At 51.9% G+C, this 16112-nt stretch carries 22 protein-coding genes and 2 pseudogenes; 20 read left to right on the forward strand and 4 right to left on the reverse strand.

What is annotated here, in order from left to right:
- Positions 1 to 22: 22 nt before the first annotated feature.
- A pseudogene (locus T260_RS124225) lies at positions 23 to 598 on the reverse strand (homoserine O-succinyltransferase); the annotation flags it as partial.
- Positions 599 to 717: 119 nt separating this feature from the next.
- On the opposite strand from T260_RS124225, the gene T260_RS124220 reads away from it, so the two are divergent.
- The 3 genes from T260_RS124220 to T260_RS124210 are packed head-to-tail and all read left to right on the forward strand — an operon-like array spanning position 718 to position 2934.
- The gene (locus tag T260_RS124220) at positions 718 to 1233 is read left to right on the forward strand and encodes a hypothetical protein (RefSeq protein ID WP_014195889.1); all 516 of its coding nucleotides are present in this window, start codon (positions 718 to 720) and stop codon (positions 1231 to 1233) included.
- 60 nt (positions 1234 to 1293) lie between these two features.
- Complete coding sequence (locus tag T260_RS124215; RefSeq protein WP_014195888.1) at positions 1294 to 1770, forward strand: glutathione peroxidase; 477 nt, start codon at positions 1294 to 1296, stop codon at positions 1768 to 1770.
- An 18-nt stretch (positions 1771 to 1788) separates the two neighbouring features.
- Positions 1789 to 2934: a conserved virulence factor C family protein gene (locus T260_RS124210; protein WP_015374895.1), complete on the forward strand. Its 1146-nt coding sequence runs from the start codon at positions 1789 to 1791 to the stop codon at positions 2932 to 2934.
- A gap of 53 nt (positions 2935 to 2987) precedes the next feature.
- On the opposite strand, the gene T260_RS124205 is transcribed toward T260_RS124210, so the two are convergent.
- The gene (locus tag T260_RS124205) at positions 2988 to 3371 is read right to left on the reverse strand and encodes a DUF4183 domain-containing protein (protein WP_011231275.1); all 384 of its coding nucleotides are present in this window, start codon (positions 3369 to 3371) and stop codon (positions 2988 to 2990) included.
- Between the two features lie 441 nt (positions 3372 to 3812).
- Here T260_RS124205 and T260_RS124200 point away from each other — a divergent pair, with 441 nt between their 5' ends.
- The gene (locus T260_RS124200) at positions 3813 to 4196 is read left to right on the forward strand and encodes a DUF4183 domain-containing protein (protein ID WP_015374894.1); all 384 of its coding nucleotides are present in this window, start codon (positions 3813 to 3815) and stop codon (positions 4194 to 4196) included.
- Between the two features lie 93 nt (positions 4197 to 4289).
- On the opposite strand, the gene T260_RS124195 is transcribed toward T260_RS124200, so the two are convergent.
- Complete coding sequence (locus T260_RS124195; RefSeq protein ID WP_011231274.1) at positions 4290 to 4736, reverse strand: NUDIX hydrolase; 447 nt, start codon at positions 4734 to 4736, stop codon at positions 4290 to 4292.
- Positions 4737 to 4986: 250 nt separating this feature from the next.
- On the opposite strand from T260_RS124195, the gene T260_RS124190 reads away from it, so the two are divergent.
- The 16 genes and pseudogenes from T260_RS124190 to T260_RS0120915 all read left to right on the forward strand — a co-directional run.
- Complete coding sequence (locus T260_RS124190; protein ID WP_011231273.1) at positions 4987 to 5424, forward strand: BrxA/BrxB family bacilliredoxin; 438 nt, start codon at positions 4987 to 4989, stop codon at positions 5422 to 5424.
- A 98-nt stretch (positions 5425 to 5522) separates the two neighbouring features.
- Positions 5523 to 5654, forward strand: coding sequence for a YuzL family protein (locus T260_RS1000000139115; RefSeq protein ID WP_011231272.1), 132 nt, complete (start codon positions 5523 to 5525; stop codon positions 5652 to 5654).
- 648 nt (positions 5655 to 6302) lie between these two features.
- Positions 6303 to 7487 (forward strand): LL-diaminopimelate aminotransferase, encoded by a 1185-nt coding sequence (locus T260_RS124185; protein ID WP_011231271.1) that lies wholly within the window; start codon positions 6303 to 6305, stop codon positions 7485 to 7487.
- A 21-nt stretch (positions 7488 to 7508) separates the two neighbouring features.
- The gene (locus T260_RS124180) at positions 7509 to 8087 is read left to right on the forward strand and encodes a YpjP family protein (protein WP_031213148.1); all 579 of its coding nucleotides are present in this window, start codon (positions 7509 to 7511) and stop codon (positions 8085 to 8087) included.
- A gap of 343 nt (positions 8088 to 8430) precedes the next feature.
- Complete coding sequence (locus T260_RS124170) at positions 8431 to 9135, forward strand: anthrax toxin lethal factor-related metalloendopeptidase (RefSeq protein ID WP_011231269.1); 705 nt, start codon at positions 8431 to 8433, stop codon at positions 9133 to 9135.
- 74 nt (positions 9136 to 9209) lie between these two features.
- Entirely contained in the window at positions 9210 to 10004 is a 795-nt protein-coding gene (thyA, locus tag T260_RS124165; protein WP_011231268.1) for a thymidylate synthase, read from the forward strand.
- Positions 10005 to 10017: 13 nt separating this feature from the next.
- The gene (locus tag T260_RS124160) at positions 10018 to 10512 is read left to right on the forward strand and encodes a dihydrofolate reductase (RefSeq protein WP_011231267.1); all 495 of its coding nucleotides are present in this window, start codon (positions 10018 to 10020) and stop codon (positions 10510 to 10512) included.
- A gap of 179 nt (positions 10513 to 10691) precedes the next feature.
- Complete coding sequence (locus tag T260_RS124155) at positions 10692 to 11135, forward strand: YndM family protein (RefSeq protein ID WP_011231266.1); 444 nt, start codon at positions 10692 to 10694, stop codon at positions 11133 to 11135.
- A 315-nt stretch (positions 11136 to 11450) separates the two neighbouring features.
- Positions 11451 to 12722 (forward strand): threonine ammonia-lyase IlvA, encoded by a 1272-nt coding sequence (gene ilvA / locus T260_RS124150; RefSeq protein WP_011231265.1) that lies wholly within the window; start codon positions 11451 to 11453, stop codon positions 12720 to 12722.
- A 106-nt stretch (positions 12723 to 12828) separates the two neighbouring features.
- Positions 12829 to 13080: a YpmP family protein gene (locus T260_RS124145; RefSeq protein ID WP_011231264.1), complete on the forward strand. Its 252-nt coding sequence runs from the start codon at positions 12829 to 12831 to the stop codon at positions 13078 to 13080.
- A 175-nt stretch (positions 13081 to 13255) separates the two neighbouring features.
- The gene (locus T260_RS1000000139645; protein ID WP_023634460.1) at positions 13256 to 13354 is read left to right on the forward strand and encodes a DegV family protein; all 99 of its coding nucleotides are present in this window, start codon (positions 13256 to 13258) and stop codon (positions 13352 to 13354) included.
- 25 nt (positions 13355 to 13379) lie between these two features.
- A complete protein-coding gene (locus tag T260_RS01000000138125) occupies positions 13380 to 13658 on the forward strand; it encodes a DegV family protein (RefSeq protein WP_231584493.1) in 279 nt (92 codons plus the stop codon).
- 54 nt (positions 13659 to 13712) lie between these two features.
- Positions 13713 to 14285, forward strand: coding sequence for an SCO family protein (locus T260_RS124140; RefSeq protein ID WP_023634462.1), 573 nt, complete (start codon positions 13713 to 13715; stop codon positions 14283 to 14285).
- Positions 14286 to 14359: 74 nt separating this feature from the next.
- Complete coding sequence (locus T260_RS124135) at positions 14360 to 15142, forward strand: SGNH/GDSL hydrolase family protein (protein ID WP_020279612.1); 783 nt, start codon at positions 14360 to 14362, stop codon at positions 15140 to 15142.
- Positions 15139 to 15576, forward strand: coding sequence for a DUF2140 family protein (locus T260_RS0120910; protein WP_268870272.1), 438 nt, complete (start codon positions 15139 to 15141; stop codon positions 15574 to 15576). Before T260_RS124135 ends, T260_RS0120910 begins: the two co-directional genes overlap by 4 nt.
- Positions 15477 to 15881, forward strand: a pseudogene (locus tag T260_RS0120915) (YpmS family protein); the annotation flags it as partial. The gene T260_RS0120910 and the pseudogene T260_RS0120915, both read left to right, overlap by 100 nt.
- 74 nt (positions 15882 to 15955) lie before the next feature.
- Here the strand turns inward: T260_RS0120915 and T260_RS1000000139120 are convergent.
- The coding region (locus T260_RS1000000139120) for a methyltransferase RsmF C-terminal domain-like protein (RefSeq protein WP_442345776.1) at positions 15956 to 16112 on the reverse strand (157 nt) is incomplete at its 5' end.

Here is a 16112-nt window from a genome sequence, read left to right on the forward strand (position 1 = left end):
AACACTTCGATCAAAACGTTGCCGAAAACGGCATGCGGAACACATCGTCAAAACCGCGCAATAGTTTCACGTTTTTCGCTTCCACCGTATGGTTGAACACACCGAAGCATTTTTCCGGCAATGGGTATTTCGGAATGCCGTAGTGATAGTATAAGCCAGCTTGTGCTCCCCAACAAATGTGCAACGTTGACGTGACGTTCGTTTTCGTCCATTCCATGATATCGGTCAGCTCATCCCAATACGTAACTTCTTCGAACGGCAATTGCTCGACCGGGGCTCCGGTGATGATCATTCCGTCGAACTTGCGATGGCGGATGTGCGGGAAAATCGTGTAAAATTGTTCTAAATGATGTTTGCTTGTCGTTTTCGGCTCATGGGTCGCCGGGCGCAAAAAGGTGACGTTCACTTGCAGCGGCGAGTTGCCAAGCAGCCGCAGCAACTGTGTCTCTGCTTTTTCTTTTTCGGGCATCAAGTTTAAAATGATGATGTTGAGCGGCCGGATGTCTTGGGAGTAAGCCCGTTCTTCGTCCATCACGAAAATGTTTTCCTGTTCGAGTATTTCTTTCGCCGGCAAGTCTTTTGGAATGTTGATTGGCAATGGTGTCCCCTCCGTTTCTGTCTCGTTACTAAATACCTTAATTATAAAAACTTTGTCAACATTCTTCAATTGATTTTTTTGACCTTAAACAGCTGGTGAACAAAAAGGGGGAATTCCGATTGGATCCGACAGCCTTTGACAATTTAAAAACGGTGTTGGAAGGAGCGGTATATGACGCGGATTTGCAAGGGCGCATTGCCGTGGTCGAGCGCCGCGACCTTGTCGATTTGGCCCGTTTGTTTCGGGAGTACGCCATTTCATTTCGGCTGAATGATGCGCCCGATCCGCTCGTCGTCTGCACCGCGCGGCTTTCGCTTGATTTTGCTGAGCTGGTCAATGAGCGGCTCTATCACGGCCGGGCCGGCTGTCGGCTCGCTCTTCTGTTTACCCTTCCGGTTCGCCGCTCGTCCGTTTGTGCGCTCATTGAAGGAACGCTGCGGACGATTTGGGGGGAGGAGCGAATCATCCGGCAAACGCTCCGCTTTCCATTTCCACATGAACGCGGCCCGTATGAAAATGAAGCCGTGGTCGAATTTGCACGCCTCATTTATGAGGAAAACGCCGCCGATTTGCCGGAGATGGTGCCGTATATGGTTTCATCACTTGAACAATTGCAGCTGTTCGCCGGGCAGTAACGATGCAAAAAGTAGAAACAAACCATGAAATCCGCTATGATGGAGATGAGGTGAAAAATCATGAGTGTATATGAATTCAGCGCCAAAACCATTCGCGGAGAGGAACAACCGCTTTCCGTCTATCGAGGCAACGTGCTGTTGATTGTCAACACGGCGAGCCGTTGCGGCTTCACCCCGCAGTATAAAGAACTGCAGGAGCTGTATGACGAATATCGCGATCGCGGGTTTGTTGTGCTCGGCTTTCCGTGCAACCAGTTCGGCGGCCAAGAGCCGGGGACGGAAGAGGAAATCGAGCAATTTTGCCAGTTGAATTATGGTGTGACGTTCCCGCTGTTTGCGAAAGTGGATGTGAATGGCGATCACGCCCATCCGCTGTTTCAATATTTGAAAGAAGAGGCGCCGGGGGCATTGGGAACAAAGGCGATCAAATGGAATTTCACGAAGTTTTTGGTCGACCGCAACGGCAAGGTTGTAGCTCGTTTCGCACCGCAAACAAAGCCAAGCGAGCTGAGAAAGGAAATTGAAAAGCTGCTGTAAGGCAAGGAGGGGTAACGCTTGCGCATTCAAGCGATTGAGCCGACGCCAAGCCCGAACACGATGAAAATATTGCTTGATGAAGAATTGCCTTCCGGCACGCGCCATAACTACAAACCGGACAACATCAGCGAAGCGCCGCCGCTTATTCAAGCATTGATGCGCATTGACGGAGTGAAAGGCATTTACCATGTCGCTGATTTTTTGGCTATTGAACGCCATCCGAAATACGACTGGCGCGACATTTTGGCGAAAGTGCGCGAAGTGTTCGGCGAGAAAGTGGATGACGGCGCCGAGACAAAGCCGAAAGGAAACGAACATTTCGGCGAAGTGAAAGTGTTCGTGCAAATGCTGTACGGTCTGCCGATGCAAGTGAAGCTTGTCGATGGGGAGCGCGAACACCGCGTCGGGCTGCCGAAACCGTTTATGGACGCGGTCATTGAGGCGCAAAAATACGCAGGAAATGTTGTGCTTGAGCGCAAATGGGTCGAAAAAGGAGTGCGCTACGGCACGTTTGAGGAAATCGGCCGCGAAATAGTCGATGAGCTGTCGGCAGCCTATCCGCCCGAGCGGCTGGAGCGGATCGTCAACATGTTCCGCCGCGGCGAGCAGGAAAAAACGGTGCAAAAGCGTCCAAGCCTCAAAGTGACGAGCGAGATGCTCGATGACCCGGATTGGCGCAAACGGTATGCCGCGCTCGAACAGATGGCCGAGCCGACCGAGGACGATATCCCGGTGTTGGCCAAGGCGCTCAAGGATGAAAAAATGGCGATTCGCCGCCTGGCGACGGCGTATCTCGGCATGATCGGCGGCAAAAAGGTGCTTCCGTATTTGTATGAAGCGTTAAAAGATCCTGCTGTCGCTGTCCGCCGCACCGCCGGCGACTGTTTGTCCGACATCGGCGATCCGGAGGCCATTCCGGCCATGATCGAAGCGCTAAAGGACGAAAGCAAGCTCGTCCGTTGGCGCGCGGCCATGTTTTTGTACGAAGTCGGCGACGAATCGGCGCTGCCAGCGTTGAAAGCGGCGGAAAACGATCCGGAGTTTGAAGTGAGCTTGCAAGTGAAAATGGCCATTGAACGGATCGAAGGCGGCGAAGAAGCGAAAGGGTCTGTGTGGAAGCAAATGACGGAGAGCCGGAAGAAAGAAAACGAAACAGAACAGTAAACCAGGCGCGCCCATCGGTGCGCCTGTTTTTATGATCGAAAAGAGTACGGCTGTTACGTCGTCACAGTAGTGTTGGAGCTTGGAGCGAATTGGACAATTTCGAGCACAACCGGGGTGTTAGCTGGAATCGAGCCGCTTCCGGTCGGGACGGTAATGGACAGTGACCCGACGCCGGTAGCTCCTGGGGTGTACGTCGATATCCCTTCCATTTGCAAAACGCCGTTAATGTACACGTTAAAGTAGCTATTGTTAGTTGCCAATGCTGGCAGCTGTGTCGCTTGGCTGCCGTCGTCTTGCAAAAAGCTGGCTGCGTCGATCGTTAAGGTTGCTCCTTCTGCTGTTTCAGCTGTTGTGATGTAAAAAAATCTTGCGACGTCTGGTGCAACCTCTGTCGTGGTAGTAGCGGCGACAAACAATTTAATTAATTGCAAAGCCATACAATCTCCCCTTCTCCATTTTGTGTTTAACATGCTGTGGCCCCGAAGCTGAGCCAATTATCATCCGTTCTTTTTAGTATCTGGAACTCTGTTGGCAATCAGCCGGTGCCATAGGTTCATTTTATTGTATGGATTAATTACAGAGGATGGCTCGGCGATTGCCGTAATGGGAGAAAAATGATGTTTTTGCCCTGCTATACCAGCCTGTTTTACCAGTGAATTTGAATTATGAAACAAACATTTTAAACGAATTTGGTCGTTTTATGATCCTGTTATAATAGACGGAATTAAGTGGAATATAGTGATTTTTTACTACCGTTCATTAACCTGCCATTTTGTTTGCTATTCACTTTGAAGATGGGAGGTGAATATACTAATGCAAAATATCTTGCGGAGTGAAATGATCACGAAACAATATGGTGTGTTTGGGTGAGCAAACGAATGAAACGGACATCTTCAACAGCAAAACATGTGATTGCTGCTTCCAAAGTATACGATTGGACCCATGCTGTACTGACCATTCCCCTCCGTGTGGCGCTCCACTTCCCTCCGCGTGTCTTGCAGGCGGAAACGTACCAGTATAACACCATATCAGACGGAGTGAAAACCGTCTATACAGACGGCGATGAACTGAGAGAGTACGGCGACCGCGGTATTTTAGATCCGAAACATGTATCATGGATCAACTTGTTTATTAATGGGGTGCTGCAACCGGAAAAACTGTATGAGGTGGAAAAGGGGAAACTGACGTTGAAAACAGCCGAGCCGCCGCCAAAAGGTGCGCCGATTATTCTTCAATTTATTACCATTAAAATGGGCTTCTAAATTTTTTTGCCCCTCCAGCTGCGGATTTGGTTCTTAGAAAAGAGTGTTTTCAACAATGGTGAAGCCTTGGAGAGAGCTCCAAGGCTTGGCTCGTCATCCCCTGAAATATTGTTCGATAAAATCTTTAACAAGAGGAGAGAGTTCGTTTGGCAATTCATGAAAAGGGAAGAATTTCACTTCCAGCGATTCTTCCCCGTCTTCTTTCAGTTCTCCACCGCGGATATCACGGGTGAGATAAACAACAGTGACTGGGTAATATTGATCTCCATTAGGCAGCCGAACAAAATATTTTTTTCCAGAAAACACATCGACTAGTTCCAGTTTGCCGATTTCCAGCCCTGTTTCTTCCCACACTTCCCGCCGGGCTGCTTCTTCTGCGGACTCCCCCAACTCCAACAAACCGCCGGGCAGTCCCCATAAGCCGTCGCGGCGTTTCTGCAATAAAATCCGCCCGCATTCATCGGTGACAGCGACCCCGGCTCCCGCCAAGATGATCGGCCGGGTTCCAATGATTTTTCGCAGTTCTTCAATGTATCCCATGTGCACGCTCCTTTCATGGCCATCGATGGCATAGTATATGTTTGGTCGCTGACAATGGCCGCGGCGGTTGATAGAAAGCGAAACGAAATCGCTCGTTTGATGGCGGCCAAACGGGTGCGTTTAGCCCCGTTTGTTCTGAATGATGCCGTTTAGAGACATGCGGCCGTGGACGGTTCTCTTCATTGATTTTTCAAACGAAAATATAGTATGCTGATAGCGCAGCGATGATGAATGTGGAGGGATGAGGGCAATGTCAATGGCTTACGAAGACTATATGCGCCAACTCGTGCAGCCGATGCGCGATGAACTTGTCCGCGCCGGTTTCCGCGAATTGCGCACAAGCGAAGAAGTCGAGCAGTTTATGAAACAAGTGGAAGGAACGACGTTTGTTTTTGTCAACTCAGTGTGCGGCTGCGCCGCTGGATTGGCGCGCCCCGCGGCGACGCAGGCGGTGTTGCGGAGCGAGAAAAAGCCGGACCATTTGGTGACGGTGTTCGCTGGCCAGGATAAGGAAGCGACAGCGAAAATGCGCGAGTACTTTGTCGGTTATCCGCCGTCTTCGCCGTCGATGGCGCTCTTAAAGGGGAAAGAAGTCGTTCACTTCATTCCGCGCGAAGACATCGAGTTTCACTCGATGGAGGACGTGATGGAAAATATTTTGGCTGCGTTTGACAAATATTGCGGCTGATGCGGTGCGAGCGAGGAGCGAACCGCTTGCGTTGATTCGCTTTCGTTCCGCATACAACGGCGCGTTGGCGGGAACGATAAGGGCGGAGGTGATCGGGCGTGCCGAAGCGGAAAAAAGATCGTTCGAAAACGGGCGTCAGCGCCCCAGATGTTCGAGGGCAAGGCACGACGGAGACGGAGACAGGCGCGTTCGAGCTTGACTCTGCCCGCAAAAAAACAAAAATCGATTAAAAAGGAGCTCCCGATGCGGGGCTCCTTTTGTCGTTTTCATGCGCAAACTCCCTTCGCATCCAACAGAATGCCAAGGGAGCTGGATGGATCGCCAAGAGCGTTTAGGCGTTGGCGATACAACTATAAATAAAGTAAAGCAATGTAATGAGGCTGGCCGCAAAAAAGATCGTGTTCATGTTTCATTTTTCCCGCCTTTCTGTCTATATTTTCGCTGAGAATCTATGATACACTATTCATGTGAACTACCCCCACTTCGCTTTGCTTGAAGTGGGAGCTTCTCAGTTCCACGACGAAAGCATTCTTTCGTCTCCCTGAGCGTGACTTCGGGTCGTCCCAACCCTAGGCATCCGACGATTCGGAGTTCTTTCGCGCCTTGGATATTTTACGCATGGAAGGCTTTGCTTGGTTTTCGCATTGGATATTCTCCATGCAACCCCCTATATCCAGTTCACAAAGAACATGATATACCTTGATTTTATCATGTGTTTTGGCTGACGCCAACCGACATCCATTTGTCGCTGATCGCTGGGCTGCAACCTTCACGCGGTTGAAGCGGGTGTCTTCTTTCGGAACTATGATAAAAGTATATACCAACCAAAAGCAAAAAGAAAATGGAGTTTTTGTCTTGTCAAGGGAGAGGAAGACGAAATGAAAAAAGCGAAACGAATGAACGCGTTTTCGGCATCGATTTTCGCCGAGTTGACGGCGTATCGTCAAAAGCAGCGCCACCTTCATGACGAGTGGATCGACTTGAGCGTTGGCAGCCCGGATTTGCCCCCGGCGCCGTTTGTGCGTGAGGCGATCGCCCGCTACGCCAACGAGCCGAATGCGTACGGCTACACATTAAAGGGCATTCGCGAGTTTCATGAAGCGGTCGCCGATTATTATCGGACGGCGCATGGCGTTGTGCTCGATCCAGAGACGGAAGTGACGTACGTGATCGGGTCACAAGACGGGCTCGTTCATTTGCCGATGGTGTTCGCTGACCCGGGGGATGTCATTCTATTGCCGGATCCCGGGTACCCGGCGTATGCGGCGGGGGTGGCGATGGCGGAAGCGATGCCGTATTTTCTGCCGCTGAGGGAGGAAAACAGCTTTTTGCCGGATTTGCGTGCGATCCCGGAGGACATCGCCAAACGGGCGGCGATCATGTTTCTTAACTTTCCAGGGAATCCGGTGCCCGCCGTAGCGACAGAATCATTTTATCGCGAAGTGGTTGAGTTTGCGAAGCGGTACGATATCCTCGTTGTTTCCGATTTTGCTTACGGCGAGCTGTATTATGACGGAAACAAACCGGTGAGTTTTCTTTCTGTTCCAGGCGCAAAGGACGTTGGCGTGGAGATCAATTCGTTGTCAAAAAGCTACAACATGGCCGGCTGCCGGGTCGGCTACTTATGCGGAAATGCCGAGGTGATTCGTGCGTTTGCCGAGTTTAAGTCCAATTTGGATTACGGCATTTTTTGGCCGCTGCAAAAAGCGGCCGCGGAAGTGCTCCGCCATGGCGCCGGCTTTTGCGCCCAGAGCCGCATGATGTATCAAGCGCGCCGCGATGTGCTCGTGGATGGACTCGCTGACATCGGTTGGACGGTTGACCGTCCGCAAGCCGGCATGTTCGTGTGGGCGAAAATTCCGGACGGATGGACGTCGCTTTCGTTTGCGAAGGCGCTCATCGACCAAGCCGGCGTCGTTGTGACGCCTGGGCACGCGTTTGGGCCGAGCGGCGAAGGGTATGTGCGCATCGCCCTTGTCCAGCCGGAAGAAGTGTTGCGCCGGGCGGTCGCAAAATTAAAAGCGACCGGCTTGTTCGCGTCTCCGGCCGCTGATCGGCGGTAGCGGGAGGTGAAGGCGATGAAGCTGCCGTCTTGGCTTCGAAAAACGCTTGTTGCCGCCATTACCGTCTGCACGTTTGGACTCGTCACACCGCCCGCTTCGCTGCTCGCGGCCAAAGATCCGCCGTCAGATGATGCATCGTCTTCCGACTGGCAGCACAGTCCAACAAGTCGTGCCGAGGAAGCGGTTTCGTTGACGCGAGCTCAATTCATTGAGCGGACGATGGAAAAGGCCGTTGCCCAGTCCCATGAAAAATTCGGCCGCAAAATCGCTCCGGTCATTGAAGATGAGTTTCGCGCCGTCATTTTGCCGCGCATGGAAGAAGTGATCGCCGAGCTTGCCGATCGTTATCCGGAAGAGGAGCTCCGCTATTTGGCTGTTTCGGAAAATCCGTCTGGCGGGCAAGGAGAACGCATTTTTCATTTGTATCGGGCGGATACGGGAGAGGATTTGATCCGCTTTCACGTCCGCCGCGAGCATCCGCCGCAAGACGGATATTGGTTTCAGTTTCACTATCATACATGCGATGATGGGTTTCAAGCCCATCATGAACTCGGGAAAATCTACTGGTCAAAAAATACGCCGCCGAACTGGCGGACGTAGCAGGCCGCGGTTCTTTCCTTATTTTGCGCGTTTTTTCCCTCTTCGTTCTATGATATGATTTTCATAGATTGAAAGAAGCGGGGGAACCACGATGAAACGGCTGTTCACTAGTTTGTTGGCGGCGCTGTTCGCCGTTCCGCTTCTATCGTTCTCACCGTATCCGGCTGCCCATGGCGTGCTGCTTGAAGAAAGCAGCCTTGGTCTTAGGGGTGTTCCGTCTCATGATGTGCTTGGCCGCATCATCATCGTGCCGGAGACGGAGTTTTCCGCCTCTGAAGCGAATGAAATGATCCGGACGCTCGCCCGCATTGANTCATAGATTGAAAGAAGCGGGGGAACCACGATGAAACGGCTGTTCACTAGTTTGTTGGCGGCGCTGTTCGCCGTTCCGCTTCTATCGTTCTCACCGTATCCGGCTGCCCATGGCGTGCTGCTTGAAGAAAGCAGCCTTGGTCTTAGGGGTGTTCCGTCTCATGATGTGCTTGGCCGCATCATCATCGTGCCGGAGACGGAGTTTTCCGCCTCTGAAGCGAATGAAATGATCCGGACGCTCGCCCGCATTGATCGCACGATTTTAGAGCAGGCGGCGGACCACCATATTTACATCCAACTGTTGACCGGCCCGATCACCGATGAGCCGACGGCCCGCCATTTGCGCGGAAAAACGCCGCGCGGTTATATGCCGGGTTCGAAAACATGGGATGACGTGCCGGGCATCGGTGGGTCGCATTTAGTGCTTGTCCGCCTCGGCCATAGCGAAAAAGGAAAAGGGCATGGCTCGGTCAATTTGGAGCTGCATGAGTTTGCTCATTCGCTCGATTACATCGTATTTGACCGCATTCATGAAACGGACGAATTTCAAGCGATTTGGCGGGAGGAGGCGCCGCGGCTCTTTCCTGGCGAATATTATTTTTTGACTTATCCGGAAGAGTATTTTGCCGAGTCGTTTGCCTATTATTATGCAAGCGACAAGACGCGGCAAACGTTGCGGGCGGCAGCGCCGAGAACATATGCGTTGATCCGCGGATTGGCGGAACGGGCCTCGTAAAAGGCTCGTTTTTTTATGGACAAGTGGTTCACCATGCGTTGCTTTATGGTATGATAGAGCGTGAGGTGAGAACATTGCGGCAATATTTGCAGCTTTTGGAGGATATTTTGGAAAACGGCGTCGAAAAAGAAGACCGCACGGGCGTCGGCACGCTGTCGGTGTTCGGCCGCCAGCTCCGCTTCAACTTGCAAGATGGATTTCCGCTCGTGACAACGAAAAAATTGCATATCCGCTCCATCATTTATGAACTGCTTTGGTTTTTAAAAGGCGATACGAACGTCCGCTATTTGCAGGAGAATGGCGTGACGATTTGGGACGAGTGGGCGGACGAAAACGGCGATCTCGGCCCGATTTACGGCGCGCAATGGCGCTCATGGAAAGGGGCGGACGGGAAAACAATCGACCAGATCGCGTGGGTCGTCGAGGAGATCAAACGAAATCCGAATTCACGCCGGTTGCTTGTGAGCGCTTGGAACGTAGCGGAATTAGACGAGATGAAGCTGCCGCCGTGCCATTATGCCTTTCAGTTTTATGTCGCGAACGGTCGGTTGTCGTGCATGTGGCAGCAGCGCTCCGTTGATACGTTTTTAGGGCTGCCGTTTAACATTGCCAGCTACGCGCTGTTGACGCATATGATCGCCCAGCAATGCGATCTCGATGTCGGCGAACTCATTTTCACCGGCGGTGATGTCCATTTGTACAAAAATCATCTCGAACAGGCGAAACTGCAGCTGACGCGCGAGCCGCGCCCGCTGCCGAAGCTCGTGATCAAACGGAAGCCGCCGTCCATTTTCGATTACGAATACGACGATTTTGAAATTGTCGGCTACAACCCGCATCCGACGATTAAAGCACCGGTGGCTGTGTAAAGGAGAGGACGCGATGATTTCGCACATTGTGGCAATGGATGAAAACCGGGTGATCGGCAAAGACAACCGCTTGCCTTGGCATTTGCCGGCCGATTTGGCGTATTTTAAACGGGTGACAATGGGCCATGCCATCGTGATGGGGCGCAAGACGTTTGAAGCGATCGGCCGGCCGCTTCCCGGCCGCGATAACGTCGTTGTCACGCGCAACCGCTCGTTTCGTCCGGAAGGCTGCCTTGTGCTTCATTCGCTCGAGGAAGTCAAGCAATGGATCGCATCGCGCGCTGATGAAGTGTTTATCATCGGCGGGGCCGAACTGTTTCGGGCGACGATGCCGATTGTCGACCGGCTGTATGTGACAAAAATTTTTGCTTCCTTCCCCGGCGATACGTTTTATCCGCCCATTTCTGACGATGAATGGGAAATCGTTTCCTATACGCCAGGAGGGAAAGATGAAAAGAATCCGTATGAACACGCCTTTATCATTTATGAGCGGAAAAAGGCGAAATAGATGGGACACGGGCATGGATATGCGTTTGTCGTTGGCGTACGAAACGTTTGCGAGACGCCCCCAAAAACGGGGCGTCTTTTTGTTTGAGATCGGAACATTTTGAAAACGTGTTTCTGCATAGAAGCGGGGCGAAAAAGGAACGATAATCAATAGAACCACAATGGAAATGGAGGAAGACGATGAAACATATCGTTCCGTTTGTCGTCAAGCTCGCTGCTTGGAGCGTCGTCTTGTTTTCGATGTTTACGATCTTCGATGCCCCGCTTTCCTTGATTTCACTCATGACGATCGTGACGGCGCTTGTTTCTTATATGATCGGCGATCTGTTCGTGTTGCCGCGCGTCGGCCATTTTGTCGCTGCCGCCCTTGACGTGCCGCTTTCCTTTTTGCTTATTTGGCCGGTCAGCTTTGCCCTCATTGCCCCGTCCGTCAACATGGCATACGGCGCGTTTTTCAGCGCCTTGGCGATCGGGGCGGTTGAAGCGTTTTTCCATTTGTATATGGAAAACCATGTGCACGAAGAAGCAAGACGGGAAGAAGCGCACCGCTGGTATGATGAAGGAAGATGGGCGACGGAATTTGCCGAGGAAGAAGAGTTCAAAAAAGAGGACGACCGGGCATAGCGCCGGTCGTTTTTTCTGTCCGCTTGCGCATGAAGAAGTAGTTCGCTGTACATATGCTGCACAATTCGCCGCGTTGCCGTCTGGCAGGACGGCTAGAGAGAGGTTTCGAGCAGGAAGGACGGCGCTCATCGGATGGCGTCAGTCCAAAAGCGTGAATCCGGTCGGCGGAAGCGTCCGGTAAAGCGGGATAATCGCGATGATCGCGAGCCAGCCCATCTTCACTCAAAAACTTTTCGAAAATTCCCTTTTCTTTTTGCGGATTTGTGATATAATCTACAAATCAAAGACAACTTAGAAAAGAAAGGGAACGAGAGCATGGAACAACAGCTGAAACGGAAGCAAGGGGCGGTATACGTCGAGGACATTTTGATCGCGTATCATACGCTGAAGGATGTTGTTTTCCATACGCCGCTGCAAAAAAATCCGCTGTTATCCGAGCGCTACGAGTGCAATGTCTACTTAAAGCGCGAGGATTTGCAAGTCGTGCGTTCGTTTAAGTTGCGCGGGGCGTACAACCGGATGAAGCATTTAACCGATGAGGAGCGGAGAAACGGGGTGGTATGCGCCAGCGCCGGCAACCATGCCCAAGGGGTGGCCTATTCATGCCGGGCGCTTGGCGTGCACGGGAAAATTTATATGCCGGCGACGACGCCTCGGCAAAAAGTGTCGCAAGTGCAGCTGTTTGGCAAAGACATGGTCGAGATCGTGCTTGTCGGCGACACGTTTGACGATTCATACAACGAAGCGGTGAAGTGCGCCGAGGCGGAAGGGCGGACGTTCATCCATCCGTTTGATGATGAATACGTCATTGCCGGACAGGGGACGATTGGCGTCGAGGTGTTAAACGACTGTGATGAACCGATCGACTTTTTGTTCGCCAGCATCGGCGGCGGGGGATTGATGGCCGGACTAGGGACGTATGTGAAAAGCATTTCTCCGTCCACCAAAGTCATCGGGGTCGAGCCGGCTGGCGCCCCATCGATGAAAGCGGCGCTCGAGCGCGGACATGTGGTGACGCTCGATGAAATCGACAAGTTCGTTGACGGCGCTGCCGTCAAGACGGTCGGGGAAAAGACATTCGCCTTATGCCGCGGGGTGCTTGATGACATCGTCGTCGTTCCGGAAGGAAAAGTATGCACGACGATTTTGGAGCTGTACAACGAAAACGCCATTGTCGCTGAACCGGCAGGGGCGCTGCCGATCGCCGCGCTTGATTTTTACAAGGAACAAATCCGAGGCAAAACAGTCGTCTGCGTCATAAGCGGCGGCAACAACGACATCGACCGGATGCAGGAAATCAAAGAGCGTTCGATGATTTACGAAGGACTGCAGCACTATTTCATCGTCAACTTCCCGCAGCGGGCTGGGGCGTTGCGTGAGTTTTTGGATGAAGTGCTTGGGCCGACCGATGACATCACCCGGTTTGAATACACGAAGAAAAACAACAAAGAAAGCGGACCGGCGCTTGTGGGCATCGAACTGAAACGGCGCGAAGACTACGCGCCGCTCATCGAGCGGATGAAGAAAAAAGGCTTCCCGTTCCAAGAAGTGAACAAAGACCCGAACTTGTTCCATTTATTGATCTAACGAAAAAAGACGAAAAAAGTCGGAACAAATTCGCCGCATTCCGACATACTTTTTCACCGGATTGGTGTATAATAAAAGTAAATCGGTGAAAAAGAGGATTGATATTTTGCTATTCAAAAGCCTCGAGTTTCAAAACGCGTATGGGCAGAAGGTCAAGATTATCGAAATTCCAGTATTGGAGGAAGAGAATACGTACCGATTCATGGTCCAACTGCGCTTGGAGGCGTTTATTGCAAAAGTGTATCGGTCGAGAACAAACCGTTCCGTTTACTCGTTCCGCGAACATTTGAAGAAAGTGCTGAAATGGCCGGTATATGAACAGATCTTTAAAGAAACGGCGTTAAAGCATAATGCATGACTGTTGTTGTTTTGCCCTTGGCGGCAAAACAACTTTTTTTCTGCCGGTATCGTTCATAATGGGCGATGTTCCTGCTTGGGGATGAGCCAAGCTTGCTCATGGACGTTTTTAGGTAGGATTTTTGCCGGTTTCATTATATAATGGAAACGAGATCATCAGTATTAGGAGTGAGCGAATGAAACCAATCAAAATTGTAACCGACTCAACGGTCGATGTGCCGTTTTCGGTGCTTGCCGAGCACGGCGTTGAAGTCGTTCCGCTTCATTTGACATAAGCCGATCGCCGCTCTGGTTGACGGGCTGTATACGCCGGTTGCCCAGGTTCGCAGCTTTTCGCAAGCGGTGTCCCATTTGGCGGGCCGTCTTGTCGAGGAACAAGGGGCCAAACGGGTAGAGAAAATCGCCATCGACCATGCCGATGCTCCTCGGTGGGCGGAGCGGCTCAAGGAAGCGGTGACAGACATCATCGGCTATTCACCGATTGACATCGTTGAAACAACGACGGTCATTTCCATTCACACCGATCCTGGGGCGTTGGCGCTCATGTACTACACGGAGGAAGCGGCGCTTGATGAATAAACGCCGTTGTTGTGCGGCATCAACATATTTTTGTCGAAAAGGAAGGATCCATCGATGTGGAAACGAATCGCGCTTTTTCTCGTTGTTCTTTTGCTGGCGGCGTGCGGAAAAACGATTCCGGACGCCAAAAACTGGCCGGTTGAGGACTTTACGTTTGTCGATCAGACGGGCAAGCCGTTTGGGCTTCGCGACTTAAAAGGAAAAGTGTGGGTCGCCGATTTTATTTTTACAAACTGCGAGACCGTTTGTCCGCCGATGACGGCCCATATGGCGAAATTAAAACAAATGGCAAAGAAAGAAGGACTGGATGTCGAGTTTGTCTCCTTCAGCGTTGATCCGGAAGTCGATACGCCCGAAAAACTGGCGGCGTATGCGAAACAATTTACAGACGACCTATCAAACTGGCATTTGCTTACCGGATACAGCCCGTCTGAAATTAGCGAGCTGGCGCAAAAAAGCTTTAAAACGATCGTGCAAAAGCCGGCCAATGACGATCAAGTCGTGCATGGCACCAGCTTTTATTTGGTCGGGCCGGACGGAAAAGTGGTTCAGACGTACAGCGGCGTGCAAGATGTGCCGTACGAAACGATTTTAGAGCATATCAAAATCGTGCAGTCGTCGCAATGAGGCAAAAACGGCTACCGCCTTTTTGCCTTCTTTTCGTCTTTCCCCTTGTTGCGGCAAAAGGCAGGTGTCAAACAATGAGACGGTGGGGATGGTTGTTGTGCTGCTGGCTGCTCGCCGGATGTGTGTCGCTTTCGGCGGGCGGAAAGCCGGAGCGCCCGCATGAAGCCGCCGTCAAGCAGACGGAAGCAAAGCCGCTTCCGAAAGATATACATTTGGTCGCTTTGGGCGATTCGTTGACGGAAGGAGTCGGGGATGGCGAAGGGAAAGGGGGCTATGTTGGCCGCCTTGTCCCGCTCCTTTCGGCAGAAGACGGAGTGCGGACGGTCACCGTGACGAATTTAGGAAAACGCGGCCGGCGCATTGTGGAGCTCAAGCCAGTCATCAAGGCGCATGAAAGGGAAATCAGCCAAGCGGATCTCGTCCTTGTCACGATCGGCGGCAATGATGTGATGAATGTCGTCCGTTCACATTTTTTTGATTTGTCGCACGAACGGTTTGTGAAAGAGGCAAAGGCATTTGCCTCTCGATTGGACCATCTCATTCTATCATTGCGCACGGTGAACCCCGATGCCGTCGTTGTGCTCGTCGGCTTATACAACCCGTTTTCGAGCACGTTGCCGAACATTCCGGAAATCGATGATGTCATCGCTGAGTGGAACAGCGCCAGCCTGGCAGTGCTTTCACGGTATGAGCGAACGATTTTTGTCGATATCCAAGACATTTTTGCTGACCGCGATGATTTGCTCTACCGCGATGAGTTTCATCCGAATGCCGCAGGATACGAACAGATGGCCATACGGGTGTATGAAGCGTTAAAGGAACGAAAAGAATGGTGGATAGGGAGATTGCTGCAATGAATTGGAAACGAGCGTTTTGGATGTTGGCGACTGTCAACGCGGCGGTCATTGTTTTAGCCGCCGCCTGGCTGCTTAAGCCGTCTCCGCCGGTGAAACGGCCGGCGCACCCGGATGTCGAAGGAGCCTCATTTACTGTTTACTCGAAGAAAGCGCATTTGAACGCCATCATGAACGACTATTTGGCAGAAAAAACGAAAGGCCATCCGCTGCAATACCGCGTTTGGCTCGCCGATCGCGTCTATGTTTCAAGCGAAATCCCCATTTTAGGCCGCTCGGTCGAACTTGTCGTCTCGTTTGTGCCCAAAGTAATTTTTCGGCCTTGTTTTAAATGTTCATCTNCGACTATTTGGCAGAAAAAACGAAAGGCCATCCGCTGCAATACCGCGTTTGGCTCGCCGATCGCGTCTATGTTTCAAGCGAAATCCCCATTTTAGGCCGCTCGGTCGAACTTGTCGTCTCGTTTGTGCCCAAAGTAATCAAAGGAGGGAATGTCGAGCTCACGGAGCCGACGATTTCGCTCGGCGACTGGAAGCTGCCAGTGACGTATGTGCTTCGCTACTTACAAAAGCACGCCCCGCTGCCGGATGAAGTGGCGATTGACCCGGAGCACACCCGCGTCTACGTCGCGCTCACGGACATTCGCTTTGGCAACGGTTATCAGGTGGCGGCAAAAAAAATCGATTTGGCCGCCGATGAGATCGTGTTTACCTTAACAATTCCGACGAAGCAGCACCAGTAAAAAAGACTGTCCGCGTGTGCAGGACAGTCTTTTTTGCGGTTAGGAGCTTCTTTGTCACCCGCTTTTCCGATGCTTCAGATGAGACGGAGCCCTTTTGGATAAAAGTTTTTCACCGTTCCTTTCACTTCTTTCCCCCAGGCGAACGGAAATCCATCCACGGCCACAAGCAGCCAACCGCGGTCGCCGCCGGTGGAAAGCGTCTCTTTTCGGCGCATTTTTGCAAAATGAGCA

The sequence above is a fragment of the Geobacillus thermopakistaniensis genome, from assembly GCF_000498995.1.
In the GTDB taxonomy this organism is placed as follows: domain Bacteria; phylum Bacillota; class Bacilli; order Bacillales; family Anoxybacillaceae; genus Geobacillus; species Geobacillus thermoleovorans.